Raw genomic sequence first — 26,598 nt, 5'->3', positions numbered from 1 at the left:
CAACGCTTACAATCGAGCCAGGCTTTTGCCTGGCTCTTTTGTTTTCGGGCCCAACACAGAACAGGAATCGAAGGTATGCGGGTGCAGGCGGGATTCGGTTGGCGACAGTTTGCGGCGGCGTTGCTGCTCGTGCTGCTTGGCATGCTCGGGCTGCAGGGTGCCGCGCGAGCGGCGTCCGAGGACGACTTTCTGCCTCCCGAACAGGCGTTTCGATTTGCCGCGCGCCAGCTCGACGACCGGACCATCGAGGTGCGCTTCGACGTGGCCGATGGGTACTACCTCTACCGGGAGCGCTTTGCGTTCGCGGCGCAGCCCGCGTCGGTGAAGCTTGGTGCGCCGGAATTCCCGGCGGGCAAGGTCAAGTTCGACGAGACCTTCAACAAGGACATGGAGACCTACCGCGGCAGCGTAACGATTCGCGTGCCCGTGGAGGCCGGGCCGCCCGACGGCAAATGGGCGCTGACCGTGACATCGCAGGGCTGCGCGGACAAGGGGCTGTGCTATCCGCCGCAGGAGCATGTGTTCCGGGTGGGCGGGGCGCCGCTGGCGAACCTGTTTGGCGATCGCGCGCCCGCCGGCACATCGGGTGCCACCTCGAGCCCCCCATCGAGCGCTACCTCGGCGGGGGCGGCGGTATCCCCCGCGCCCTCGCAGGCCGCTAATGCGGCGGTGGCCGAGGACGGCGACCGCATCGCGCGCGCGCTGGCCAGCCGCAACCTCGGCGTGATCGTCGCGCTGTTCTTCGGGCTCGGGCTGCTGCTGACCTTCACGCCCTGCGTGCTGCCAATGGTGCCGATCCTGTCGTCGATCGTGGTGGGCGAGCATGTCACGCGCGGCCGCGCGCTGACCGTGTCGCTGGCCTATGTGCTCGGCATGGCCGTCGTGTACACCGCGATCGGCGTGGCCGCGGGGATGATTGGCGAGGGGCTGGCCGCGGCGCTGCAGACGCCATGGGTGCTCGGCGCCTTCGCGGTGCTGATGATCGCGCTTGCACTGTCGATGTTCGGCGTCTACGAACTCCAGCTGCCGCAGCGCTGGCAGACGCGGCTGACCGAGTCGTCGAACAAGCGGCAGGGCGGGCAGATCGCCGGCGCCGCGGTCATGGGGGCGATCTCGGCGCTGATCGTCGGGCCGTGCGTCACGGCGCCGCTCGCGGGCGCGCTCGCGTATATCGCGCAGACCGGCGATGCGGTGACGGGCGGCAGCGCGCTGTTTGCCATGGCCATCGGCATGGGCGTGCCGCTCGTGCTGGTGGGGGTGGGGGCGGGCAATCTGCTGCCGCGCGCGGGCCGCTGGATGGAGGCGACCAAGCGCTTCTTCGGCTTTCTGCTGATCGGCGTGGCGATCTGGATGGTGACGCCGGTGCTGCCCGCATGGATCGTGATGGTCGCGTGGGCGGCGCTTCTGCTCGTGGGCGCCGTGTATCTGGGCGCGTTCGATGCGCTTGGCGCCGATGCACGCGGTCTGGCGCGGCTGGGCAAGGGGCTGGGCCTGCTGGCGGCACTGGCCGGCGCGATCGTGCTGGTGGGGCTCGCGTCCGGCGGGCGCGATCCGTTGCAGCCGCTGTCGCATCTGAGCTTCAATGGCGCGTCGGGCGGCGCCAGTGGCGCAGGGGAGAAGGAAGCGATGCGCTTCGAACGCATTCGCACCGTGGCGGACCTCGATGCGCGCGTGGCGGCCGCCGCGGCGGCGGGCCGGCCGGTCATGCTCGATTTCTACGCGGACTGGTGCGTGAGCTGCAAGGAGATGGAGAAGTTCACGTTCTCCGATGCGAAGGTCGGCGCGCGCATGGCGCAGCTGACCTTGCTGCAGGCCGACGTCACGGCCAACAATGCCGACGATCGCGCGCTGCTGAAGCGCTTTGGCCTGTTCGGGCCGCCGGGGATCATCCTCTTCGGTGCCGATGGCAAGGAGCGGCCCGTGCGCGTGATCGGCTATCAGTCGGCCGATCGGTTCCTCGACAGCCTCGAGCGCGCGTTCGGGACGTCCAGCGTCGCGGCGCGCTAGCGGTCGAGCCAGCGGCCGAGTGCCCAGAGCGCGCCGATGGCGGCCACCACGCCGCCCATCAGGCCGATCGACCACCAGAATCCTTCGGGCGCGTGCAGCCACGGCATGCGATCGAAGTTCATGCCGAAGATCCCCGTGATCAGCGTCAGCGGCATAAACAACGCCGTGAGGATCGTCAGCGTGCGCATCGTGCGGTTGGTCCGATGCGCGACGGCCGAGAAGTGAATCTGCACGGCCGACTCGATCGAGTCCTCGAGCCGCCTTGCATGGGCCAGCACGCGCTGGATATGCTCCATCAGATCGGTCAGCCGGACCAGCAGCACCTCGTCGCGGCTGGCCGCGGTCGGCCGCGGCGCACCGTCTTCCTCACTGCTGTAGCGATTGTCGAGCAGACTGTCGCGGAATTCCTGCAGCGCATCGCGCTGTTCCTCGCTCAGGTGTTCGAGCCGCCGCAGCTGGATGCGCGCGTCGAGCAGGCCCTCCCAGCTCGAGAAACTGCGTCGCGCGCTCAGCAGCGCGCGCTGCCAGCGGTCGAGCTGGCGCGTGAGCGGCGAGCGGAGTTCGAGGTAGCGATCCACCATCGCGTTGAGAAGCCGCAGCATCAGGTCCTCGGGTCGCGTGGGCGGACGGACGCCGTGTACGAGCGCGGCCTGCCCGTTCGTGCCGGAGGCGCCCGCAGGGCGCGGGGCCTGGCAGAGATCGAGCAGACGCTGGCGTACCTGATCCAGCGTGCGCGACGGGCCCGGCCGCACGGTGACGAGCACCGTGTCGAAGACGAAGAACGTGACCGGTTGCGTGTCGATGCGCGCGAGGGCGGGCAGGAATCCCGGCGGATACTTGCGCGCGGGCTTTTGCGCCGAGACGGGTACACCTGACGGCGCCGGCGCGGATGCCGCGTGTGCCGCGTCCGCCTCCGCGAACAGGCGGCTCGTCTCGAACGTGAGCTTGCGGAAGATCACCATGTCGTACGCATTCGTCGTGTCGAAGAACGACGGATGCGAGGGATTGGTGGCATCCACCAGATGCAGGTCGAGGACGGGCGCGCCGGTCAGCGGTGTCAGGCTGTCGCGCCACGCGGACGGTGCGGGCGCGACCTCTTCGGTGTCGAAGTCCGCCCAGACGAAGCGCGCCGCGGCGTTGCCGGCGAGAAACTCGCGCGCCGCCTCGAGGGTGGCCAGCGGATGGACCTGGCTGGCCGAGAACCCGAGCAGTTGCATCGGCGGCGATCAGTCCCGCAGCAGACGCGCGGCGTCGCGCGCGAAGTACGTAAGGATGCCGTCGGCCCCCGCACGGCGGAAGGCGAGCAGCGATTCCATCATGACCTTGTCGTGATCGAGCCAGCCGTTCTGAGCCGCGGCCTTGAGCATCGCGTACTCGCCGCTGACCTGATACACGTAGGTCGGAAAGCGGAACTCGTCCTTCACGCGGCGCACGATATCGAGGTACGGCATGCCGGGCTTGACCATGACCATGTCCGCGCCTTCCATGATGTCCTGCGCCACTTCGCGCAGGGCCTCGTCGGTGTTGGCCGGATCCATCTGGTACGTCATCTTGTTGCTCTTGCCCAGATTCGCGGCCGAGCCCACGGCATCGCGGAACGGGCCGTAGAACGCGGACGCGTACTTGGCCGAGTACGCCATGATGCGCGTGTGGATGTGGCTGTTCTCTTCGAGCGCGGCACGGACCGCGCCGATCCGGCCATCCATCATGTCCGACGGGGCGACGATATCGACGCCCGCTTCGGCCTGCGCCAGCGCCTGTTTGACGAGGATCTCGACCGTGATGTCGTTGATCACGTAGCCGTTGTCATCGAGCACGCCGTCCTGGCCGTGGCTCGTGTACGGATCGAGCGCCACGTCGGTGAGGATGCCGAGTTCGGGGAAGCGGTCCTTGAGCGCGCGCACCGCGCGCGGCACGAGGCCTTCGGCCCGGGTGGCCTCGATACCGTCGGGCGTCTTCAGCGACGGGTCGATCACCGGGAACAGCGCGATGACGGGTATGCCGAGCTTCACGCAGTCTTCGGCGATGGGCAGCAGCAGGTCTACCGAGACGCGCTCCACGCCAGGCATCGACGCGACGGTCTGACGCTGGTTCTGGCCTTCGAGAATAAAGACCGGGTAGATGAAGTTGTCGGGGGACAGGCGGTTTTCGCGCATCATGCGGCGCGAGAAATCGTCGCGGCGCATGCGGCGGGGACGATATTCGGGAAACGTGGACATGTGCAGTTCCGGGGGAGGCGGCGCGATCATGTTGACGCTGGAGGTGACGCAACTACTGCGCGGCACGCATCCCGTTGCAGTGCGTCAGATCGCGTTGAAAGAAAAACTAAACTTTTGTGCGTGCCCGCTATCATACTCGCGGACACTCTGTGTTGCTTCGTGCGGCGCGGTGTCCCCCGCTACTCCTCCCTGAGCGGGTACCCGCCCCAACCGGCGGGAAGTTGGTCCCCGTTGCCACGCAACGGGGCTTTTTTTGCGCGTGCTTCAGGCCTTCGGTCAAACCTTCGATTTGGCTTTCGATGGCTGGGCGATCTTCGGGCGCAGCGCTTTGGGGACGCGGTGCTTGGGGGCTTTTTTCGCAGGGGCCTTTGCGGGCGTTTTCGCGGGGTTTTTTGCCGCGGCCCTCGTCGCGGGCTTTGCCGCGACCGGTTCCGTTGCGACCGGCTCTGCGCCATCCGCTTCCGGCGAGCCATCCGATGTCGCCTCCGATGTGCCTTCCGACGCCGACGCTAGCGCTTCCGGCAACGCGAGCCAGCCCGCGATCACGCGTTGCGCTTCCTCGATGCCACGGCGCTTGATGCTCGAAAACAACTGCGCGGTCATCGGCACCGGCGTTTCGAGCTGTTCCGCATAACCGGCGAGCACCTTGCGCGTTTCACGCAGCGCCAGCGCGTTCTCGCTGTTGGTCAGCTTGTCCGCCTTGGTCAGCAGGACGTGAATCGGCCGGCCCGTCGGCAGGAACCACTCCACCATCTGGCAATCGAGATCCGTGAACGGACGGCGCGCGTCCATCATCAGCACCAGGCCCGACAGCTGCGTGCGCGTCTGCACGTAGTCGCTGAGCAGACCCTGCCAGTGATACTTGGCCGTGCCCGAGACCTCCGCGTAGCCGTAGCCGGGGAGGTCGACGAGGAAGGCGAGCGGGTCCGGCGCCTTGACCGGGGCCACCGAGAAGAAGTTGATGTGCTGCGTGCGGCCCGGCGTGCGCGACGAGAAGGCGAGCCGCTTCTGGTTGCAGAGGATGTTGATGGCCGTCGATTTGCCGGCGTTGGAACGGCCGGCGAAGGCCACCTCGGGGACAGCCGTGGCGGGCAGGTCGCGCAGGTGGTTGACGGTAATGAAGAAGCGGGCCTGGTGTAGAAGCGACATGCGAAAGAGTGAAGGCGGGAGCGTCGGGTGACGGGGACTGACGAGCGGATCGTCAGGCAGGGTTGGGGGCACGTTGCGGCATCTCGTCACAGTGGCGTGCAGCCGTCAATCCGGAAAGCGATTTATTGTACAATACGCCGGTTTACGGTCTCCTGAGCGGGTGACGTGTGACATCCATTTGTCGCATCGAATGCTTGCACAGTCCGTTGCCCGCGGCGTTCCCACCGTCAGGGCTCCGGGTCGGCCGACCTTGCATTCGGTATTTATAACAATTCTGACAAGGTGTGCGAATGAACCGCATTGCGAAAATTCTGGCTGTCATGGCGCTCGCTGTCCCTGCGCTGACCATGACGGGAATGGCTACCGCCGCAGAACAGGCCCCCGCAAAGGCCGATCCTGCCAAGGGCGAAACGCTGTATTCGCAAGGCGCTCCCGATCGCAATGTTCCCGCGTGCCTGAGCTGCCACGGCGCGGCGGGCAACAGCGGCGCGGCCGCCAATCCCAAGCTCGCCGGCCAGCAGGCCGAGTACGTGCACAAGCAACTCGAAGACTTCAAGGCCAAGACGCGCAACAACGCGATCATGACGCCGTACGCCTCGGTGCTGACCGATCAGGAAATGCGTGATATCGGCGCCTACCTCGCCAAGCAGCAACTGAAGCCGGCCACGGCGAAGAGCAAGGATACGATCGAAGCCGGCCAGAAGATCTATCGTGCCGGGATCGCGGCGAAGGGCGTGCCGGCCTGCGCGGCCTGCCACGGACCGACGGGCGCGGGGATTCCGGCGCAGTATCCGCGTATCGGCGGCCAGTTTGCCGAGTATACGGAGGCACAGCTGATCGCATTCCGCCAGGGCACCCGCAAGAACAACTCGGTGATGAGCACCGTCGCCGCGCGCATGTCGGACGCCGAGATCAAGGCCGTTGCCGACTACGTGGCCGGCGTGCGCTGATTTCTCCATGCCGGACGCCGGTCGATGAAACCCGGCGTCCTGCCAGTAATCGAAGAGGGTGGCCTGCTTGCAAAGCAGGTCCACCCTCTTTTATTTTTTACCCCACGCAACAGCTGATTTGCCTCGGCGTTACCGTTCATGTCGACCGCTTCCACTTCGGGCCTGCACCTGAAGACCTCCCATCGCGTGCTGCGCGACACCGTCGAGCTGTTGTCCTCGATGCGCTTTGCGATCACGCTGCTGACGGTCATCGCCATCGCGAGTGTGATCGGTACCGTGCTCAAGCAGAACGAGCCGTACCCGAACTACGTGAACCAGTTCGGTCCGTTCTGGGCCGATCTGTTCCATGCGCTGTCGCTGCAGAAGGTATATAGCTCGTGGTGGTTCCTGCTGATCCTGGCGTTCCTCGTGGTGTCGACGTCGTTGTGCATTGCACGAAACGGCCCGCGCATGATTGCCGACATGCGGTCATGGAAGGACCACGTGCGGGAGCGCAGCCTGCGCGCGTTCCATCACCGCGGCGAGTTCGAGGGCGGCATGGCGCGCGCCGATGCGGTCGCACGACTGGGCGCGCTGCTGCGGAACCGCGGTTACCGGATCAAGCCGGTGGAGCACGAGGGCGCCACGCTGCTGGCCGCCAAGGCGGGCGCATTCAACAAGCTCGGCTATATCCTCGCGCACACGGCGATCGTCGTGATCTGCATCGGCGGCCTGCTCGATGGCGACATGCTGATCCGCGCGCAGATGTGGTTTGGCGGCAAGACGCCGATCAGCGGGAATGCGGTGATCACCGACGTGCCGCCGCAACACCGGCTGTCGCCGAACAATCCGGGTTTCCGTGGGAACGCCTTCGTGCCCGAGGGCGCGACGGTATCGACCGCGATTCTCAATATCGCCGATGGCGCCCTGGTGCAGGACCTGCCGTTCACGCTGACGCTCAAGAAGTTCACGGTCGATTTCTACTCGACGGGCATGCCCAAGCTGTTTGCGTCGGACGTGGTCGTGACGGACCGCGCGACGGGCAAGCAGACCGAGGCGACGATCAAGGTGAACGAGCCGCTGATCGTCGATGGCATCGCGATCTATCAGTCGAGCTTCGAGGATGGCGGTTCGAAGCTCAAGTTCGTCGGCTATCCGATGAGCGGCACCTCGGGCTCGACGTTCGCGCTTTCCGGCGCCATCGGTGGCAGCGCCACGCTGACGGGCACCGGCACGGGCGCCGACGATGAGAGCCTGACGGTCGAGTTCAGCGACTTCCGCCTGATGAACGTGGAGAACGTGACCGACGCGTCGGGCAAGCCCGATGCGCGCGGCGTGGCGCGCAAGTCCATGGGCGCGACGCTGGAGAAGCACCTCGGCTCCGCGGCCAACCTGGACAAGGAAAAAGAGTTCCGCAACGTCGGTCCCTCCGTGCAGTACAAGCTGCGCGACCGTAACGGCCAGGCGCGCGAGTTCAACAACTACATGGTGCCCGTGGAACTGGACGGGCAGCTCGTGTTCCTGGCGGGCATGCGCGAGGCGCCGGACGAGCCGTTCCGCTACCTGCGTATTCCGGCGGACGACCAGCGTTCGGTGACGGACTGGATGCGACTGCGCGCCGCGCTGCAGGATCGCGCGATGCGTGGCGAGGCCGCGCGCCGGTTTGCCGCGATCTCCATGCCGGGCGAGGGCAAGGAGACGCTGCGCGCCCAGCTGGCCGAGAGCTCGCTGCGTGCGATGGACCTGTTCGCAGGGGCTGCGCGCGCGCAGAAGGACGCGCCGCCCGGAGGCTTCACGGCGATTGCCGCGTTCCTCGAGAAGACCGTGCCCCCCGCCGAGCAGCAGAAGGCCGCCGATGTGCTGCTGCGCATTCTCAATGGCAGCATGTGGGAGCTGTGGCAGCTGTCGCGCGAGAAGGACAAGGCGCCGGCCGTGGCCAACGACGCGAAGAGCAGTGCGTTTCTGCAACAAGCGGTCAACTCGCTGTCGGACAGTTTTTTCTACGCCGCACCGGTTTTTCTGCAACTGGATGATTTCGAGCAAGTGCGCGCGAGCGTGTTCCAGATGACGCGTGCGCCGGGCAAAAACATCGTGTATCTTGGGTGCTTGCTGCTCGTACTTGGCGTTTTTGCGATGTTCTACATCCGTGAGCGCCGCGTATGGATCTGGGTCAAGGATAAGCACGAAGGTCACGGCAGCGAGGTACTGATGGCGATGTCCACACAACGCCGGACCCTCGATTTCGAGCGGGAGTTTGCCGCACTGCGCGACGACGTCGGCCGCGCGGCCGGCGCCGACCCGACGGAGGGCAAGTCGGGCCACGCGTGAGACGGGTATCCGCAACATCCACGCGCCATGATGTGGACGTGCCATTGTTATCGTAAAACGGCTTCGTACGTCGAATACGAAGCGACACGAACCACAAGAGCAGGAATGCCATGTCTTCCAATGTGAACCCCGCCACGCACGGACTGCGCGCACAAGCGCAGGCACCGTCGTCGCCTCCGGCCGCCCACGCCGACGAGGCGTATCTCGAACCTTCGTTTTTGCGCCGCCTGTCGTGGATCGACTGGGTCTACGCGCTGCTGCTGACCGTCGGTGCCGGCGTGGCGCTGATGGAGTACGGCCAGTGGATGAACGTCTACGACAAGGCGATCCTGATCGGCGCGGTGCCGACGTTCGCGCTGCTGGGCTGGCACTGGAAAGCCGTGCGGCCGCTGATGGCGGGGCTGGCCGTGCTGTCGATCGGCGCGATCCAGCTGTATCACGGCGACCTCGCGCGCGCCGAGCAGGCCTTCTTCCTCAAGTACTTCCTGTCGAGCCAGTCCGCGATCCTGTGGATGAGCGCGCTCGTGTTCCTGTCCACGCTGTTCTACTGGGTCGGGCTGGCCACGCGTGCCGAGACCGGCTACAGCATCGGCAGCAAGCTCTGCTGGGCCGCGGTGGTCCTGGGCTTCACGGGTCTGCTCGTGCGCTGGTACGAGTCCTATCTGATCGGCACCGATATCGGCCATATTCCGATCTCGAACCTGTACGAAGTGTTCGTGCTGTTCACGCTGATCACGTCGCTGTTCTACCTCTACTACGAACGCCGTTACGCGACGCGCGCGCTCGGGCCGTTCGTGATGCTCGTGGTGTCCGCCGCGGTCGGCTTCCTGCTCTGGTACACGGTGAGCCGCAATGCGCAGGAGATTCAGCCGCTGGTCCCCGCGCTGCAAAGCTGGTGGATGAAGATCCACGTGCCCGCGAACTTCATCGGCTACGGCACGTTCTCGCTCGCGGCGATGGTCGCGGTCGCCTATCTGCTCAAGCAACGCGGCATCCTCGCCGAACGCCTGCCGTCGCTCGAACTGCTCGACGACGTCATGTACAAGGCGATTGCCGTGGGTTTCGCGTTCTTCACGATCGCGACGATCCTCGGTGCGCTGTGGGCCGCGGAAGCCTGGGGCGGTTACTGGAGCTGGGATCCGAAGGAGACCTGGGCCCTGATCGTCTGGCTCAACTACGCGGCCTGGCTGCACATGCGCCTCATGAAGGGGCTGCGCGGCACGATGGCGGCCTGGTGGGCGCTGGTGGGCCTGCTGGTCACCACCTTCGCGTTCCTCGGCGTGAACATGTTCCTGTCGGGGCTGCATAGCTACGGTGAGCTTTGAGCCGCTTCGCACCCTGAAATATGAAGAGCCCGTCGCATTTCGTGACGGGTTTTTCATTTCAGGCGAAAAAAGTCGCACTCTGCCGGAATAAACGCGTCACATCCGTTGTTTACTGAGAGAACCGGGCGCCGACCCTCGGCGTCCCAAAACGAGAAGGAGAACTCACCATGGCATTGCACACCAAGTTCCGTCCGTTGTTCCGTCCGGCCACCATCGCGCTGGCATCCGCCTCGATTCTGCTCGGCGCCTGCTCGGGCATGGGCGGCATGGGTTCGGGCGGCAACATGCCGCCGACCGTCAAGGTGACCGACGGCGTTCTGACCGATCCGCAGGGGCTGACGCTGTACACGTTCGACCGCGATACCAATGGCAGCGGCAAGAGCGTCTGCAATGCCACGTGCGCCACCAACTGGCCGCCGCTGCTGGCCAGCCCGGGCACGAGCTCGACGGGCAGCTACTCGATCATCACGCGCGACGACGGCACGCGCCAGTGGGCCTACAAGGGCAGCCCGCTGTACCGCTTTGCCAAGGACGCCAAGCCCGGCGACAAGACCGGCGACAACCTGAACAACGTGTGGCACGTCGCCAAGCCGTAATCCGTCCCACTGGCGCCGTGCAGGACCCGACCGCGGGTCTTGCACGGACCCTTCTGTTTCGCATCCCCTCGGCATGACCGTTCAAGGCGGCGACGGCGACACAGTGGAATACAAAATTGTTGTCAGGATTGCCCGCACCAACCGACGAAGCGGAAAGTCCAACGCTGCAATGGGTACGCTCCGGCCTGCCCGTCATGGCCGAACCGAGGTGATTCTGAAATGCTGATTCCTTCCCCCAAATGGCTCCGTGGCGATGATGTCGCCGCATCGGAAATTACGCCGCGCGAAGTATTCGAATCGCGCCGCCGGTTGTTGATGCTGGCCGCTGCGGGAGCCGCTGGCGCCACGCTCTCGCCATGGGCGATGCGGCAGGCGCACGCCGCGCAGCCGCACGGTGCCAAACTCGCGGCGAAGCCGAACACCGCGTATGCGATCACCGAGAAGGTGACGCCCTACGACGACGCGACCACGTACAACAACTTCTACGAATTCGGGACGGACAAGTCCGATCCCGCGCGTTACGCGGGCACGCTGCGGCCGCGGCCCTGGCAGGTGTCGGTGGAAGGGCTCGTGAAGCAGCCCAAGGTGTATGACCTCGACGAGCTGCTCAAGCTCGCGCCGCTCGAGGAGCGTGTGTACCGCATGCGCTGCGTGGAAGGCTGGTCGATGGTGATTCCGTGGATCGGCTACTCGCTGTCGGAGCTGATCCGGCGCGTGGAGCCGCAGCCCGGTGCCAAGTTCGTGCAGTTCATCACGCTGGCCGACAAGAAGCAGATGCCCGGCCTCGGCAGTCCGGTACTGGACTGGCCGTACAGCGAGGGACTGCGCATGGACGAGGCCATGCATCCGCTGGCCCTGCTGACGTTCGGTCTTTATGGCGAGGTGCTGCCGAATCAGAACGGCGCGCCGGTGCGCATGGTGCTGCCATGGAAGTACGGATTCAAGAGCGCGAAGTCGATCGTGAAGATCCGCTTCGTGGACAAGCAGCCGCCCACGAGCTGGAACCTGGCCGCGCCGAGCGAGTACGGGTTCTACTCGAACGTGAATCCCGATGTCGATCATCCGCGCTGGAGCCAGGCGACCGAACGCCGGATCGGCGAGGACAAGGGATCGGGCGGGTTTGCCGCGCTGTTCGCGCCCAAGCGCAAGACGCTGCCGTTCAATGGCTACGGCCAGCAGGTGGCGCCGTTGTACGCGGGCATGGACCTCAAGAAATTCTTCTGATGGCGCGGGAGCGGGACGTGATTGCAGACAATGCCGGCGCCCCGACGGGCGCACCCCCCCGGCGTGGGACAGCGGGTGGTAAAGCTTCGGGCGGCTCGCTGTCGATGCTTTCGCCCGGGCGGCTTCGCGCGGTCAAGGCCGTGGTGTGGCTCCTCGCGCTGCTGCCGTTTGCGCGGCTGATGTTCCTGGGAGCGACCGCGCAGTTCGGCGCCAATCCGCTCGAGTTCGTCACGCGCTCCACGGGCACGTGGACGCTGGTGCTGCTGTGCGTGACGCTGGCCGTGACGCCGCTGCGGCGGCTGACGGGCTGGAACTGGCTGATCCGCTTGCGCCGGCTGCTGGGGCTGTTCACGTTCTTCTACGGCCTCCAGCATTTCCTGTTGTGGCTCGCCGTCGATCGCGGTTTCGACGTGGCGTACATGATCGAGGACGTGGCCAAGCGCCCGTTTATCACGGTGGGATTTGCGGCGTTCGTGCTGATGATTCCGCTCGCGCTGACGTCGACGAACGCGATGGTGAAGCGCCTGGGAGGCAAGCGCTGGCAGGTGCTGCACAAAGCGATCTATGCGGTCGCCGTGCTGGCCATCCTGCACTACTGGTGGCACAAGGCCGGCAAGAACGACTTCAGCGAAGTATCGATCTACGCGGCCGTCGTGTTCGTGCTGCTGGGCCTGCGCGCCTGGTGGGCGGTGCGCAGGCGCACGGCGGTCGGCGCCTGATCAGCCCTTGAGCAGATGCTCGTTGCGGAACAGGTCTTCGGGGCGCTCGCGATCGCGGACCAGGTGCACGGCGTCGCCATCGACGAGCACTTCGGCCGCGCGGCCGCGCGTGTTGTAGTTCGAGCTCATTACGAACCCATAGGCACCCGCTGACATCACGGCGAGCAGGTCGCCGGGCTGCACGGCCAGCGCGCGGTCGCGGCCGAGCCAGTCACCCGATTCGCAGACCGGACCCACGATGTCGTAGGTCACGGCATGGTCGGTGCGCGGCGTGACGGCCTCGATGCGGTGGTACGCCTCGTACATGGCGGGGCGGGCCAGATCGTTCATCGCCGCGTCCACGATGCAGAAGTTCTTGCTCGCGCCCGGCTTCAGGAATTCGACCGTGGTCAGCAGCGCGCCCGCGTTGCCCACCAGCGAGCGGCCCGGTTCGAAGAGGACTTCGCGATGGCCATGGCCGCGCGCGGCGACGCGCTCGAGCAGCGTGGTGGCGAAGCCCGTGATGTCCGGCGGGGTTTCGTCGTCGTACGTAATGCCGAGGCCGCCGCCTACATCGATGTGTTCGAGGTCGATACCCTCGCGCGCAAGCGCTTCCACGACGTCCAGCACCTTGTCCAGCGCTTCCAGGTACGGGGAGACTTCCGTGATCTGCGAACCGATATGGCAGTCGATGCCGGTCACGGCCAGATTCGGCAGTGCGGCCGCCGCGCGGTACGTCTGCATGACGTCCTCGAACGCGACGCCGAACTTGTTGCCCTTGAGGCCCGTGGAGATATACGGGTGCGTCTTGGCGTCCACGTCCGGGTTGATGCGCAGCGACACGCGCGCGCGCTTGCCCACGCGGCCGGCCACGGCGTTGAGGCGGTCCAGTTCGGGGATCGATTCGACGTTGAAGCCGCGCACGTCGTGCGACAGCGCCAGTTCCATTTCCGCTTCGGTCTTGCCGACGCCGGAGAACACGACCTTGCGCGGGTCGCCGCCGGCGGCCAGCACGCGCAGCAGTTCACCGCCCGACACGATGTCGAATCCCGCGCCGAGCTTCGCGAACACCTGCAGCACCGCGAGGTTCGAGTTGGCCTTCATCGCGTACTGCACATGCGCGCGCCGGCCCTTGCAGGCGGCGGCGTAGGCCTCGTAGGCGGTGGTCAGCGCGGCGCGCGAGTAGACGTAGGTCGGCGTACCAAATTCGGCGGCAATGCGGGCGAGCGGTACCTGCTCGACGGCGAGCGCGCCGTTCTGGCGATGGAAGAATGCGGTCATGTTCAGCGTGCGTTGGGGGCGGATGCCGGGCGGCTTGGCGTGCCGGCGGCGTTCTGGGCAGCCGCGTCGGCCGGCATCGACGTGGTTGCCGGCATGGGCGTGTTCGGGTTGCCGAGCCCGCTGTCGGGGACGGTCGGCGCGGTGGGGGCGGGCGGAATCGTCGGCATATACAACGGCCCGCGAATGCCGCAGCCGGCGAGGGTCATCGCGAGGCCGGCTGCAAACGCCGATACAATCGCACGGCGCGGCATCGGAATCTGGCGCAGCATCGGAATGTCCTTCATGGTCTGGATGGCTAGGGGGAGGACGACCGGCTGCATGGCTGTGCCGCCATACCGTCGTGCCGCTGAACCGATGAACGGCGGCCCGCGGAATTCCGATCGTCGCACCCTGAAATCAATCGCGCCGGGCGCGTGCGTCCGGCGGCCTTGGAGTTTAGCATGCCCCCCCTGAGTGAAACCGAGTTCCTGACGCTGGCCACGGCCGAGCTGGACCGTCTGGAGGCCGCGATCGAAGCCGCCGCCGATGCGGCCGACGCGGATGTCGAGATCAACCGTACCGGCAACGTGATGGAGCTGGAGTTCGAGGACGGCACCAAGATCATCGTCAACAGCCAGGCGCCGATGCAGGAGCTTTGGGTGGCCGCGCGGGCCGGTGGCTTCCACTTCCGGCACGACGGTGCCAGGTGGATGGATACGCGGGGCGGTGGGGAGCTGTATGCGGCGCTGTCCGGCTATATGAGCCAGCAGGCCGGTGCGGACATCGTGCTGAAGGGTTGAAGGCCTGAAGGGTGGAGGGGTTGAAGGGGCCTGTGCCCCTTCAACTTCGGTACCTCGCGTATCCCCGGACGTCAGGCGCCGCCGAACATTTCCAGGATCTTGCGCTTCTCGGAATCGGCTTCCGGCGACGGCGCATGCTGGCCGCTGTCGTCGGGTTTGCCCGGCCACGGATCGCCCAGGCCGACCGATGCCACGCCGGCGCCGCCCGCGTTCTCTTCGAAGGTCCAGTCGCCCGCGACCATGACCACGCCTTCCGGCGGCTGGCGGTCCGGGGACTCGGGGACGCCCTTGAGCACCTTGCTCATGTAGCTGGTCCAGATCGGCAGCGCGAGGCCGCCACCGGTTTCGCGCGCGCCCAGGCTCTTGGGCTGGTCGTAGCCCATCCATGCAATGCCCACCAGCTTCGGCGTATAGCCCGCGAACCATGCATCGACCGAGTCGTTGGTCGTGCCGGTCTTCCCGGCGAGGTCGTTGCGGCCCAGACGCTGCTTGGCCGGATTCGCGGTGCCCGAGCGCACCACTTCACGCAGCATGCTGTCGGCGATAAACGCGGTACGGGCGTCGAGCACGCGCACGGCGTCCTGGCCCGCGCGCTGCGGCTGCGTCTCCGAGAGCACCTTGCCGCGCGAGTCGACGACACGCTGGATCAGGTACGGATTGACGCGGTAGCCGCCGTTGGCGAACACCGAGTAAGCGCCCGCCATCTGCAGCGGCGTCACGTTGCCGGCGCCGAGCGCCATCGGCAGGTAGGCCGGATGCTTGTCCGCCTCGAAGCCGAAGCGCGTGATGTAGTCCTGCGCGTACTGCGTGCCGATGGCGCGAAGAATGCGGACGGACACGAGGTTCTTGGACTTGGCGAGCGCGCGGCGCATCGTCATCGGGCCCTCGAACTTGCCGTCGTAATTCTTCGGCTCCCACACCTGGCCGCCCGTATCCGGACCGATCGTCAGCGGTGCGTCGTTGATCACGGTCGCTGGCGAGAACCCCTTCTCGAGCGCGGCCGAATAGATAAACGGCTTGAAGCTCGAACCCGGCTGCCGCCAGGCCTGCGTCACGTGGTTGAACTTGTTCCGGTTGAAGTCGAAGCCGCCGACCATGGCGCGGATCTGGCCATCTTCGGGGCTCATCGAGACGAACGCGGCCGAGACCTCGGGCAGCTGGGTCACCGCCCACGACTTGTCCTTCTCGTCCTGCGTCACGCGGATGATCGCGCCTGGCCGGATGCGGACCTTCGGCTGCGCGTTGCTCGCGAGGGACGGCGCGATAAAGCGCAGCGCCTGGCCTTCGATCGTGGCGACCTCGCCCGACAGCAGCGTGGCTTCCACGCGCTTGGCGGTCACGCTCGTCACCACGGCGGAGCGCATGTCGTCGCTGCCCGGGTGCTCGACCAGCGCGTCGTCGATGGCCTGCTCGCGCTCGGCCGCGCCCGACGGCAGATCGATGAATGCTTCCGGGCCGCGATAACCGTGGCGGCGCTCGTAGGCCATGATGTTCGCGCGCACGGCATCGTACGCGGCGTCCTGATCGGGCTTGGCCAGCGTGGTGTAGACCGTGAGGCCGCGCGTGTACGTTTCCTCGCGGTACTGCGCGTACATCAGCTGGCGCACGATTTCGGCCACGTATTCGGCGTGCGTCGAGAACTCGTTGCCTTCACTGCGCACCTTGAGGTCTTCCCGCACGGCCTGGTCGTACTGCTCGGGCGTGATGTAGCCCAGGTCGCGCATGCGCTGGAGGATGTATTCCTGGCGAACCTTGGCGCGGCGCGGGTTGACCACGGGGTTGTAGGCCGACGGCGCCTTGGGCAGGCCGGCCAGCATGGCGGCCTCGGCCGGCGAGACGTCCTTGATCGACTTGCCGAAGTACACGCGCGCGGCGCTCGCGAAACCGTAGGCGCGCTGACCCAGATAAATCTGGTTCATGTACACCTCGAGGATCTGGTCCTTCGTGAGGTTCGCCTCGATCTTGTAGGCGAGCAGCATCTCGTAGATCTTGCGCGTGTACGTCTTCTCGCTCGAGAGGAAGAAGTTGCGCGCCACCTGCATCGTGATGGTCGACGCGCCCTGCGACAGCCCGCCGCGCAGGTTGGCCAGGCCGGCCCGCAGCACGCCCACGAAGTCCACGCCGCCATGCTCGTAGAAACGATCGTCTTCGATCGCGAGCACGGCCTTCTTCATGACGTCCGGGATCTCGCCGATCGGCACGAAGTTGCGGCGCTCCTCGCCGAACTCCCCGATCAGCACGTTATCGGACGTGTAGATACGCAGCGGGATCTTGGGGCGGTAATCGGTGATGGTGTCGAGCGACGGAAGGTTCGGCTCGGCAACCAGCAGCGCATAGCCGACCAGCAGCGCGACCGTGACGATTCCCGCGACGAACAGTCCGACCAACCAGAACATCGCGCGCACCCAGAGTGGGCGGCGAACGGGAAGGGACGGCTTCTGTTGTGCTGTGGCCATGGAGGGTCTACTTGATCTGAGTGCCCGGATTATATCGTTGCGGATGGCTGCAATCCGCCAAGCGGTGCGGCAAAAGGCGCTATCGCGCTGTTACAAGATGTAATGCCGCTGAGATCTGCATGTAACGCGATTGATGTCACGTTGGGGGTGGACACCTGGCGTCACCACGATGGCGAGGGGAGGCTGGGGGAGCGTCGGATTTTGGCAACGCTTTCGCAGGCGCGTTCACAAAAAGAAAGCGTGTTGAAACGGCCACATTGCCACCGCCCCGGCTTTTTGTGAGAATCCAGCAACATAAAGAGAAACGTTTCATCCAAGAAACAGAATCGCACTATTAGAGCATTCATGCCGGGTGCGAGTTCAATGTCAGGGGGTCACCTTGCGACGGGGCATCTTGTCGGGTCTTCTGCGCCGGACTACGGTCGGCGTGGATATTGGGTCGTCCAGCGTCAAGGTTGTCGAGCTGTCCGTTGGTGCGGGCAGGAACGACTACCGGCTGGAAAAATGCGCCAGTGAATTGCTGGACCGCAATGCCGTTGCCGATGGCAACGTCATCAATATCGAGGCTGTCGGCATCGCGCTCAAGCGCGCGCTCGGCAAGGCCGGTATCCGTACCAAGGACGTGGTCCTCGGCGTGCCGTCCATGCTGACCGAATCGCAGACGGTCAGTCTTCCGGACAACCTGTCCGAGGACGAACTCTATTCGCAGGTCGAATCGGAGGCGCATCGCCTCTATCCGCCATCGCAGGCGGTCAATTTCGACTTCGCGGTCATCGGTCCGAACGAAACCGAGGGTGGCATCGGCGTCCGCGTGACGGCGGCCAACAGCGACCGCGTGCAGGAGCGTGTGACGGCCGCCGAGATGGCGGGCCTGAAGCCGCAGGTCATGGATGTCGAGGAGTACGCCGTACAGCGCTCCATCGTGCAGATGCTCGGCGTGTCCGAGACGCTGACCGAGGCCGATGCCAAGGACCTGCCCGTCATTGCCGTGGTGCACCTCGGCGGCAGCCGCTCCAAGGCCATCTTCTATCAGGGTTGGAAAGAGCTGTACGAGCAGCCGCTCAACAGTTACGGCGATCAGCTTACGCAGAGCGCGGCGCGCATGTTCACGCTCGACGCGCTCAAGGCGGAGATCAAGAAGCGCAAGAACACGCTGCCGGAAGCCTGGCGCGCCCAGTTGCTCAAGCCCTCGCTCGAGGCGCTGGCGATGGAGGTGCAGGGCGCCATCGGCAATTTCATCGCGAGTTCGAGCCTCGGCCGGGTCGACGAGATCCTGCTGTCGGGCGGCCATGCGTCGCTGTTCGGCGTGCAGGCCGCCATCCAGCAGCAAACGCAGATCACGACCACGCTGGCCAATCCTTTCGCCAACATGACGACCGCGGGCAAGGTCAACGAGCGCTATCTCCAGCGCGACCTGCCGGCCTATATCGTCAGCGCGGGACTGGCGTTGCGCGGGCTGCAATAACCCAACCGGGGGGCGAAGCATGTCCACGAACACGATCCCGTCGGTCAACCTGCTGCCGTATCACGAAGCACGCAAGGCGGCCCGGCGCAAGAAGGTCTACACGATGCTGGGCGGCGCGGCGGGTGCCGGCGCGCTCGTCGTGCTGATCGGCGGCCTGTATATCGACCATCGCATCGATGCCGAGGTGGCGCTCAACGAGCAGCTGAAGTCGGCCAACGCGAAGATGGATGTCCAGATCAGCGAGGTCAACACGCTGAAGAAGGATATCGAATCGCTGCTGGACCGCCAGCGCGCGATCGAGAGCCTGCAGGCCCAGCGCAATCTGCCCGTGCAGCTGCTCGAGGAACTCGTGCGCCAGGTGCCGGAGGGCGTCTACCTGTCCACGCTCAAGCAGACCGGCGACAGCTTCGTCATGACGGGCGTTGCCCAGTCGAACGAGCGCATCTCCGAGCTGCTTCGCAACCTGAGCCTCGTGGGCTGGCTCGACCGCGCCGAACTCGGCGAGTCGAAGGCCGTGACGATGACGAACAACCTGCGCGAGCAACGCCGGCTGTTCGACTTCTCCATGCGCTTCTCCTATCGCGCGCCCGAGGCGCCGGCGGACAAGAAGGGCGGGGCGGCAACCGGTGCCGGCGCCGCAGGCGCGAAGGGCGGGAAGGTCTGATCATGGCATTCAATCCGAATCTGAATCTCTCGCTGACGGACCTCTCGACGCAGTTCCGCGGCCTGAACCTCAACGAACCCGAGACCTGGCCGACCGCGCCGCGTATCGTCTTCTCGATTCTCGCGGCGGTGCTGGTGCTCGCGCTCGGCTGGCAGTTCTACTGGAGCGACAAGTCCGACGAGCTCGAGCGCAAGCAGGCGGAGCAGCAGCAATTGCGCGATGCCTACAAGAGCAAGGTGGCACAGGTTGCAAACCTCGCCGCGCTGCGCGAGCAGAAGGTCGAGGTCGAGAAGCGCGTGGCGCTGGCGGAACGGCAGTTGCCGAACAAGACCGAGATGGACGCGCTGCTCGCCGACGTGAACCATGCGGGCGTGGCGCGTGGGCTGCAGTTCGAACTGTTCAAGCCGCAGGCGGCGACGGTCAAGCCGTACTACGCGGAGATTCCGGTCAACCTCAAGGTCACGGGCCGCTATCACGACATCGCGCAGTTCAACGCCGACGTCGCCGCCATGTCGCGGATCGTGTCGATGCGCGGGCTCAACCTCGCGATGGGCAAGGACGGCGTGCTCTCGATGGAAGCGATCGCGATGGCATATCGCGCGCTCGATCCGGACGAGCAGGCCGCGCAGCGACGCGCCGCCGCGGATGCCGCGGCCAAGAACAAGAAGGGCGGCAAGGCCGGAGGTGCCAAATGAGCGGGGCGATCGATCGCGAGGGTCCGGGCGCGCGCCGTGCGCTTGCGCTGGCCGTGCTTGCCACGATGACCGTTGTCGCGTTGGGAGGCTGCGGGGGCGGCCAGGAAGAGGAACTGCAGCACTGGATGGCAGCGACGCGTGCGGCGAAGGTGCCGCCGCCCGAGCCGTTGCCCGACGTAACGCCCTACGTGCCGCGCGAGTACGGCGGCCGCAGTGCACCGGAGCCCTTCGCGCAGACGAAGATCGGTGAGCTGAACAAGACGATGTCCGAGTCGCCGGAGGCCGGCCGGCGACACGAGCCGCTTGAAGACTATCCGCTGGAGAACTTCAAGATGCTCGGCATGATGAGAAAGAACGGCGAGACCTACGGTGTCGTACGCGTAGATAACAAGATCCACCACGTCAAGGTGGGTCAGTATCTCGGCCAGAACTATGGCCGGGTGGTCCGCATCAGCGATCAGGAGATCGTGTTGCGCGAATTGGTTCGGGAAGGGGTCACAGATTGGAAAGAGAAAATGACCAGCCTGAAGCTGGAGGGGTCCGCATGAACACGTCACGTTGGTATCGTGCGCTCGCGGGCGCCGCAGCGATGGCGCTCGTGCTGGCCACCCCGGCCGCATGGGCTCAGACAAACCAGGTCAAGCAGGTGGACGCCAACGTGATTGGCGAACAGACCGTATTCACGGTGGACCTGCAGACGCCGCCGCGCGAGAAGCCGGCGGACTTCACGACGCAGAATCCCGCGCGTATCGCCATCGACCTGATGGACACCGGCTTTGCGCCGGGCCGCGCGCAGTATGACTACGCGGGCAAGGTGCTCAAGGGCGCCAACGTGATGCAGATCGGGAACCGTACCCGCGTGGTGCTGGATCTCGTGCGCACCGCGCCGTACCGCACCGAGATTCGCGGCAACCAGTTCGTGGTGCTGATCGAGAACGCGTCGCAGGCCACCAAGCCGGCGGCACCGACGTTCGCGCCGAGCGCCACGGCAGCCGCTGCCGCGGCATCGTCGCGGCCGAGCGTGCGCAACATCGACTTCCGCCGCGGTACCGACAATGCCGGCCGCGTGGTGGTGGATCTGTCGTCGCGCGATTCGGGCATCAATATCGCGCAGCAGGGCCAGAACCTCGTGGTGGACTTCCTCGGCACGACGCTGCCCGCGGATCTGCGCCGCCGCTTCGACGTGAGCGACTTCGGCTCGCCCGTGCAGTCGATGCGCGCGACCGATACGACCGGGAACGCGCGTCTGACGATCGAGCCGCGTGGCAACTGGGAATACAGTTCGTACCAGACCGACACGCAGTTCGTGGTCGAGGTGCGTCCGGTCAAGGAAGACCCCAACAAGCTGATCTCGGGGCAGGGCTTCCGGGGCGAGCGCATGTCGCTGAACTTCCAGAACATCGACATCCGTTCGCTGCTGCAGGTGTTCGCGGACTTCACGGGCCTCAACATCATCACGAGCGAATCGGTGCAGGGCAACCTGACGCTGCGCCTCAAGGATGTGCCGTGGGATCAGGCGCTGCAGATCGTGCTCGATGCCAAGGGCCTGGCTTCGCGCCGCAGTGGCAACGTGCTGTGGGTCGCCCCGAAGAACGAACTGGCCGAGAAGGAAAAGGCCGAGCTCGAGGCGCGCGCGCAGATCGTGGAACTGGAGCCGATTCGCAGCCAGGTGTTCCAGCTGAACTACCAGCGCGCCGACGACGTGCGCCGCATGCTGCTGGGTATCGCCCCGACGGGTGGTGCCGGTGGTGGCGCGGCACCGGCCGTGGGTGGCGTGGGCGGAGCGGCGGCAAACCGTATCCTGTCCAAGCGTGGCTCGCTCACCGCGGACCCGCGTACGAACCAGCTGTTCGTGTCGGACATCGGCAGCAAGCTCGAGGAAGTGCAGTCGTTCCTGCTGAAGATCGACATTCCGGTACGCCAGGTCATCATCGAGGCGCGCATCGTCGAGGCGTCGGACACGTTCAGCCGCAACCTCGGCGTGAAGCTCGGCTTTGCCTCGCAGCGCAGCGGCGCGGGCTACGGCAATTCGTACACCAACGTGGTGAGTCCGGTGACGCAGGACGCGACGTGGGACAACGGCCCGGCGGTGAGCCTGCCGGCGGCCGCGATCAACACGATCAACCCGGCGTCCGTGGCGGTGAGCCTGTTCAACGCGGGTGCGGGCCGGTTCCTGGCGCTGGAACTGTCCGCGCTGGAAGCGGACGGCAAGGGCAAGATCATCTCGAGCCCGCGCGTGGTCACGGCCAACAACGTGAAGGCGCTGATCGAGCAGGGTACCGAGTTCCCGTACCAGCAATCGACGTCGAGCGGCGCGACCGCGGTCAGCTTCAAGAAGGCCAACCTGAAGCTCGAGGTGACGCCCCAGATCACGCCGGAAGGCAACGTGATGCTGGAAGTGGACGTGAACAAGGACAGCCCGGGCATCCAGACGCCGGTCGGTTTCGCCATCGACACCAAGCACGTGCAGACGCAGGTGCTGGTCGAGAACGGCGGCACGGTGGTTATCGGGGGTATCTATCAGCAGACGCTGAAGAACAACTCGAACAAGGTGCCGCTGCTTGGCGACATCCCTGTGCTGGGCTACCTGTTCCGCGACAACTCGAAGCAGGACGATCGCACGGAACTGCTGGTGTTCCTGACCCCGCGTATCCTGAACGACAATGTGTCGCTGAAATGACGCCGCGGGTGCGCCGCACCCGTGGGATGCAGTAGACTGGCAGGCCGCGTCACATCGACGCGGCCTTTTTTATATGTGAGGCAAAGCTTACTTGCCTTCTCAAAGACAGTGACAGCAGCTCCGAACCTCTATTTTGTCGGCCTGATGGGCGCCGGCAAGACGACCGTCGGCCGCACCGTGGCCCGGCGCCTCGATTACCCGTTCTTCGATTCCGACCACGAACTCGAAGCGCGCTGCGGCGTGAAGATTCCGGTGATTTTCGAGTGCGAGGGAGAGGCGGGCTTCCGCGATCGCGAGGAACAGGCGATTGCCGAGCTGACGAGCCGGCAGGGCATCGTGCTGGCAACGGGCGGTGGCGCGGTGCTGCGCCCGGCCAACCGGGCCGCGCTGAAGGCCAACGGCACGGTGGTGTACCTGCGCGCGAGCCCGCACGACCTGTGGCTGCGTACGCGGCACGACCGCAACCGTCCGCTGCTCCAGACCGAGAATCCGAAGGCCCGGCTGGAGGCCCTGTTCGCCGAGCGCGACCCGCTCTACCGCGAGGTGGCGGACTTCATTATCGAAACCGGCAAGCCGTCCGTGGCGCAGCTTGCTAATATGGTTCTCATGCAACTTGAAATGGCCGGCTACGTGTTTCCGCGCGCGGCGATATCCGAGGACGCGGAGAACGAACCGGTGCAGGGTTCCCACACATGATTACGCTTGAAGTCGACCTCGGGGCGCGCAGTTACCCGATCCATATCGGCGGCGGCCTGCTTGGCCGTGCCGACCTGCTGGCGCCGCATATCCGCGGCCAGCACGCGGTCATCGTCACCAACGAGACGGTGGGCCCGCTCTACGCCGCGCGCGTGGAGGCCGCGCTGACGTCGCTCGGCAAGACCGTGCGCGTGGTGACGCTGCCCGATGGCGAGCGTTTCAAGCAGTGGGATACGCTGAATCTGATCTTCGACGCGCTGCTGCGCGCCGGGGCGGACCGCAAGACCACGCTGGTCGCGCTGGGCGGCGGTGTGGTGGGCGACATGACCGGGTTTGCCGCGGCCTCCTATATGCGCGGTGTGCCGTTCGTGCAGATGCCGACCACGCTGCTGGCGCAGGTGGACTCGTCGGTGGGCGGCAAGACGGGCATCAACCATCCGCTCGGCAAGAACATGATCGGTGCGTTCCACCAGCCGAACGCGGTCATTGCCGATATCGACGCGCTGCGCACGCTGCCGCCGCGCGAACTGGCGGCCGGCATGGCCGAGGTCATCAAGCACGGTGCGATCGCCGATGCCGAGTACTTCGAATGGATCGCCACGCATATCGACGCGCTGAACGCGTGCGATACGGACCGCATGGCCGAGGCCGTGCGCCGCTCCTGCGAGATCAAGGCGTCCGTGGTGGCCCAGGACGAGCGCGAAGGCGGCCTGCGCGCGATTCTGAACTTCGGCCATACGTTCGGCCATGCGATCGAAGCGGGCATGGGGTACGGCGAGTGGCTGCACGGCGAGGCCGTCGGCTGCGGCATGGTGATGGCGGCCGATCTGTCGCACCGCCTCGGCTTTATCGACGTGGAAACGCTGGCGCGCATCCGCACGCTGACGCAGAAGGCGATGCTGCCCGTGGTGGCGCCGGACCTCGGCGTCGATCGCTATATCGAACTGATGAAGGTGGACAAGAAGGCCGAGGCCGGCAGCATCAAGTTCATCCTGCTGCGGAAGCTGGGCGAGGCGTTCATCACCACCGTGCCGGACCCGGACCTGCGCGACACGCTGCGTCACGCGGTGTTGAAACCCCCGACCGAGGCGCCGGTCGCCTGACCGAACGGCCATGCCTCGCAACCCAAACGCCGACCCCATGTTGGACTCACGGATTGCCGCATGACCGATTTCGAATCCCACCTCGCCCCCTACGCCGCCCGCTCCGCGCAGTCGCGCGGCCGGGTGCACGCGGAAGCCGCATCGTCGTCGCGCAGCGAGTTCCAGCGCGATCGCGACCGCGTGATCCACAGCACGGCGTTCCGGCGGCTCGAATACAAGACGCAGGTCTTCGTCAATCACGAGGGCGACCTGTTCCGCACGCGGCTCACGCATAGCCTCGAGGTGGCGCAAATCGCGCGTTCCATCGCCCGTAACCTGCGGCTCAACGAGGACCTCGTCGAGGGGATCTCGCTGGCCCACGACCTTGGCCACACCCCTTTCGGCCATGCGGGGCAGGACGCGCTCAATACCTGCATGAAGAACCATGGCGGGTTCGAGCACAACCTGCAGAGCCTGCTCGTCGTCGATGAACTGGAGGAGCGCTACGGCGGCTTCAACGGCCTGAACCTCACGTTCGAGACGCGCGAAGGCATTCTCAAGCATTGCTCGCGCGTCAACGCGGCGGCGCTCGGGGAGCTGGGCCGGCGCTTCCTGGAGGGCGCGCAGCCCTCGCTCGAGGCGCAGCTGGCCAACCTTGCCGACGAGATCGCGTACAACAACCACGATATCGACGATGGCCTGCGGTCGGGGTTGCTGACGCTCGACCAGCTCGATGAAGTCCCGATGTGGGCGCGCCACCGCGCCGAGGTGGCCAAGGCCTTCCCCGGGATCAATGGCCGCCGCGCGATCAACGAGACGGTCCGGCGCATGATCAATACGCTGATCGTCGATCTGATCGAGACCACGACGCAGAACATCGCGGCCGCGAACGTGAAGTCGATCGACGCCGTGCGCGCGGCCGGCACGCTGGTCGCGTTCAGCCCGAAGGTCCACGAGGAAGCGGCCACGCTCAAGCGCTTCCTGTTCCGGCACCTGTACCGGCATTACCTCGTGATGCGGATGTCCGCGAAGGCGCAGCGCATCGTGTCGGACCTGTTCTCGGCATTCATGGCCGATGCGCGCCTGCTGCCGCCGCAGTACCAGGCCGGCCACGGCGGCGATCAGCCGCGGCTGATCGCGCACTACATCGCCGGCATGACGGACCGGTACGCGATTCGCGAGCACCGCCGTATCTTCGCGGTCAGCGAGAGCGACTAGCCGCCCACCGTTCCCAAAAAAATGGGGACGGATAAGCCGCGGGAACGGCTATCATGGCGGCATTCGCGATCCAATCCGCTGATGCCGCCCGATGGCCCGCTTACCCCGACTCTCCCCGACCGGTCTTCCCGCCCACGTGTTGCAGCGTGGCAACAACCGCCAGCCCATTTTCCAGGGGCCCGACGACTACGCCGAGTACCTCGACTGCCTGCGCATGGCCGCGCGCGAGCACGATCTGGCCGTGCACGCCTATGCCCTGCGCCCGAACCACGTCCATCTGGTCGCCACGCCGAAGGGGCCGGACGCGCTGAGCCTCGTGATGCAGGCCGTGGGCCGCCGCTATGCGCGGTACTTCAACCGCGTGGCGTCGCGGACCGGCACGCTGTGGGAAGGGCGCTTTCGCTCCGCGGTGCTCGACCCCGAGGCCTGGCTGCTCCCGGCCATGCTCTACGCGGAAAGCAACGCGGTCCGTGCCGGCGAGTGCGCATCGCCCGAACTCGACCGGTGGAGCAGCTACCGTCACCACGCGGGGATCGAGGCCAGTCCACTGGTGAGCGATCACTCTCTTTACTGGGCCTTAGGCAATACCCCGTTCGAACGCCAATCGAATTACCGCACGCTAACCGCGGAAGGCCTGTCCGGCAAGACCCTCGCGACGCTGCAGCAGCATGCCCATAGTGGATGGCCGTTGGGCGACGAGGCATTTCTGGCCCAGCTGGGGCGGCAGGGGACGCGCCGCGTGCACCCGCTGCCGAAGGGAAGGCCCAGGCGTGCTGTGGCGCAAGTCGGTGCAGAAGTGGATGCCGAGTAATATGTCCCCATTAAAATGACCGTAAAAAATGGTGCAGATTTAATTATGTTCTGACCCCATTTAATAAGTTTTGCGAGTCATTCGGGATTCTCATATAGTTGCTCCACCCACATTTCATTGTGCGGCGCGTCACGCTTGTGTACGCCGCAGCGGTACCGCTGTCCCGACATCTGCCCTGAAGAGCGATCTTCCCTGACAAGCGATGCGACAGCCGAGCCCTACGGTCCCCTGCTGATAGCGCGGCCTTCACCGGATTACTGCCCGTGGACCAAACGCAACACACCACCGACCTGCCC

The 26,598-nt window shown here is 65.8% G+C and carries 23 protein-coding genes; 17 read left to right on the top strand and 6 right to left on the bottom strand.

Annotation, left to right across the window (positions count from 1 at the left end):
• Nucleotides 1–75 precede the first annotated feature (75 nt).
• Nucleotides 76–2,007 (top strand): protein-disulfide reductase DsbD, encoded by a 1,932-nt coding sequence (dsbD, locus tag AAHB16_RS17950; RefSeq protein ID WP_342051609.1) that lies wholly within the window; start codon nt 76–78, stop codon nt 2,005–2,007.
• Here the strand turns inward: dsbD and AAHB16_RS17945 are convergent.
• The 3 genes from AAHB16_RS17945 to yihA all read right to left on the bottom strand — a co-directional run bounded on the left by AAHB16_RS17945 (nt 2,004) and on the right by yihA (nt 5,375).
• Entirely contained in the window at nt 2,004–3,224 is a 1,221-nt protein-coding gene (locus AAHB16_RS17945; RefSeq protein ID WP_342051608.1) for a magnesium transporter CorA family protein, read from the bottom strand. The genes dsbD and AAHB16_RS17945 overlap by 4 nt on opposite strands.
• 9 nt (nt 3,225–3,233) lie before the next feature.
• Nucleotides 3,234–4,226 carry a porphobilinogen synthase gene (hemB, locus tag AAHB16_RS17940; RefSeq protein ID WP_150373519.1) on the bottom strand — a complete coding sequence of 331 codons (993 nt, stop codon included), beginning with the start codon at nt 4,224–4,226 and terminating at the stop codon, nt 3,234–3,236.
• 276 nt (nt 4,227–4,502) lie between these two features.
• The gene (yihA, locus tag AAHB16_RS17935; RefSeq protein WP_342051607.1) at nt 4,503–5,375 is read right to left on the bottom strand and encodes a ribosome biogenesis GTP-binding protein YihA/YsxC; all 873 of its coding nucleotides are present in this window, start codon (nt 5,373–5,375) and stop codon (nt 4,503–4,505) included.
• 290 nt (nt 5,376–5,665) lie between these two features.
• Here yihA and AAHB16_RS17930 point away from each other — a divergent pair, with 290 nt between their 5' ends.
• From AAHB16_RS17930 to msrQ, 6 genes are all read left to right on the top strand, one after another.
• Nucleotides 5,666–6,325 carry a c-type cytochrome gene (locus tag AAHB16_RS17930; protein ID WP_150373520.1) on the top strand — a complete coding sequence of 220 codons (660 nt, stop codon included), beginning with the start codon at nt 5,666–5,668 and terminating at the stop codon, nt 6,323–6,325.
• A gap of 138 nt (nt 6,326–6,463) precedes the next feature.
• Entirely contained in the window at nt 6,464–8,632 is a 2,169-nt protein-coding gene (locus AAHB16_RS17925) for a cytochrome c biogenesis protein ResB (RefSeq protein ID WP_342051606.1), read from the top strand.
• 110 nt (nt 8,633–8,742) lie between these two features.
• Entirely contained in the window at nt 8,743–9,957 is a 1,215-nt protein-coding gene (gene ccsB, locus AAHB16_RS17920) for a c-type cytochrome biogenesis protein CcsB (protein ID WP_150373522.1), read from the top strand.
• Between the two features lie 167 nt (nt 9,958–10,124).
• Nucleotides 10,125–10,553 carry a COG4315 family predicted lipoprotein gene (locus AAHB16_RS17915; protein WP_150373523.1) on the top strand — a complete coding sequence of 143 codons (429 nt, stop codon included), beginning with the start codon at nt 10,125–10,127 and terminating at the stop codon, nt 10,551–10,553.
• A gap of 219 nt (nt 10,554–10,772) precedes the next feature.
• On the top strand, nt 10,773–11,777 hold the full coding sequence (gene msrP / locus AAHB16_RS17910; RefSeq protein WP_150373524.1) for a protein-methionine-sulfoxide reductase catalytic subunit MsrP: 1,005 nt from the start codon (nt 10,773–10,775) through the stop codon (nt 11,775–11,777).
• A complete protein-coding gene (gene msrQ / locus AAHB16_RS17905; RefSeq protein WP_446718106.1) occupies nt 11,777–12,496 on the top strand; it encodes a protein-methionine-sulfoxide reductase heme-binding subunit MsrQ in 720 nt (239 codons plus the stop codon). The genes msrP and msrQ overlap by 1 nt, the downstream gene beginning before the upstream one ends.
• On the opposite strand, the gene lysA is transcribed toward msrQ, so the two are convergent.
• Nucleotides 12,497–13,756 (bottom strand): diaminopimelate decarboxylase, encoded by a 1,260-nt coding sequence (gene lysA, locus AAHB16_RS17900; protein WP_150373526.1) that lies wholly within the window; start codon nt 13,754–13,756, stop codon nt 12,497–12,499.
• 2 nt (nt 13,757–13,758) lie between these two features.
• The gene (lptM, locus tag AAHB16_RS17895; protein ID WP_342051605.1) at nt 13,759–14,076 is read right to left on the bottom strand and encodes an LPS translocon maturation chaperone LptM; all 318 of its coding nucleotides are present in this window, start codon (nt 14,074–14,076) and stop codon (nt 13,759–13,761) included.
• A gap of 120 nt (nt 14,077–14,196) precedes the next feature.
• On the opposite strand from lptM, the gene cyaY reads away from it, so the two are divergent.
• A complete protein-coding gene (cyaY, locus tag AAHB16_RS17890) occupies nt 14,197–14,535 on the top strand; it encodes an iron donor protein CyaY (RefSeq protein ID WP_342051604.1) in 339 nt (112 codons plus the stop codon).
• A 71-nt stretch (nt 14,536–14,606) separates the two neighbouring features.
• On the opposite strand, the gene AAHB16_RS17885 is transcribed toward cyaY, so the two are convergent.
• Complete coding sequence (locus AAHB16_RS17885) at nt 14,607–16,991, bottom strand: penicillin-binding protein 1A (protein ID WP_150373528.1); 2,385 nt, start codon at nt 16,989–16,991, stop codon at nt 14,607–14,609.
• A 394-nt stretch (nt 16,992–17,385) separates the two neighbouring features.
• On the opposite strand from AAHB16_RS17885, the gene pilM reads away from it, so the two are divergent.
• The 9 genes from pilM (at nt 17,386) to AAHB16_RS17840 (ending at nt 26,302) form a co-directional block, all read left to right on the top strand.
• Nucleotides 17,386–18,456: a type IV pilus assembly protein PilM gene (pilM, locus tag AAHB16_RS17880; protein ID WP_191002161.1), complete on the top strand. Its 1,071-nt coding sequence runs from the start codon at nt 17,386–17,388 to the stop codon at nt 18,454–18,456.
• A 19-nt stretch (nt 18,457–18,475) separates the two neighbouring features.
• A complete protein-coding gene (locus AAHB16_RS17875) occupies nt 18,476–19,120 on the top strand; it encodes a PilN domain-containing protein (RefSeq protein WP_342051603.1) in 645 nt (214 codons plus the stop codon).
• A gap of 2 nt (nt 19,121–19,122) precedes the next feature.
• Entirely contained in the window at nt 19,123–19,815 is a 693-nt protein-coding gene (locus AAHB16_RS17870) for a type 4a pilus biogenesis protein PilO (RefSeq protein WP_150373530.1), read from the top strand.
• A 65-nt stretch (nt 19,816–19,880) separates the two neighbouring features.
• Complete coding sequence (locus tag AAHB16_RS17865; RefSeq protein ID WP_342051614.1) at nt 19,881–20,363, top strand: pilus assembly protein PilP; 483 nt, start codon at nt 19,881–19,883, stop codon at nt 20,361–20,363.
• On the top strand, nt 20,360–22,495 hold the full coding sequence (pilQ, locus tag AAHB16_RS17860; RefSeq protein WP_150373531.1) for a type IV pilus secretin PilQ: 2,136 nt from the start codon (nt 20,360–20,362) through the stop codon (nt 22,493–22,495). Before AAHB16_RS17865 ends, pilQ begins: the two co-directional genes overlap by 4 nt.
• Before the next feature lie 108 nt (nt 22,496–22,603).
• The gene (locus tag AAHB16_RS17855; protein ID WP_150373532.1) at nt 22,604–23,191 is read left to right on the top strand and encodes a shikimate kinase; all 588 of its coding nucleotides are present in this window, start codon (nt 22,604–22,606) and stop codon (nt 23,189–23,191) included.
• Entirely contained in the window at nt 23,188–24,294 is a 1,107-nt protein-coding gene (gene aroB / locus AAHB16_RS17850) for a 3-dehydroquinate synthase (protein WP_150373533.1), read from the top strand. Before AAHB16_RS17855 ends, aroB begins: the two co-directional genes overlap by 4 nt.
• Nucleotides 24,295–24,354: 60 nt before the next feature.
• On the top strand, nt 24,355–25,491 hold the full coding sequence (locus tag AAHB16_RS17845; protein WP_150373534.1) for a deoxyguanosinetriphosphate triphosphohydrolase: 1,137 nt from the start codon (nt 24,355–24,357) through the stop codon (nt 25,489–25,491).
• Nucleotides 25,492–25,582: 91 nt separating this feature from the next.
• A complete protein-coding gene (locus AAHB16_RS17840; protein ID WP_150373535.1) occupies nt 25,583–26,302 on the top strand; it encodes a transposase in 720 nt (239 codons plus the stop codon).
• Nucleotides 26,303–26,598 lie beyond the last annotated feature (296 nt).

Source organism: Cupriavidus sp. OTU4054, assembly GCF_038440175.1.
In the GTDB taxonomy this organism is placed as follows: domain Bacteria; phylum Pseudomonadota; class Gammaproteobacteria; order Burkholderiales; family Burkholderiaceae; genus Cupriavidus; species Cupriavidus pauculus_D.
Note: the sequence above shows the minus strand (reverse complement) of the source record. Positions and strands in the feature narration are given on the sequence as shown.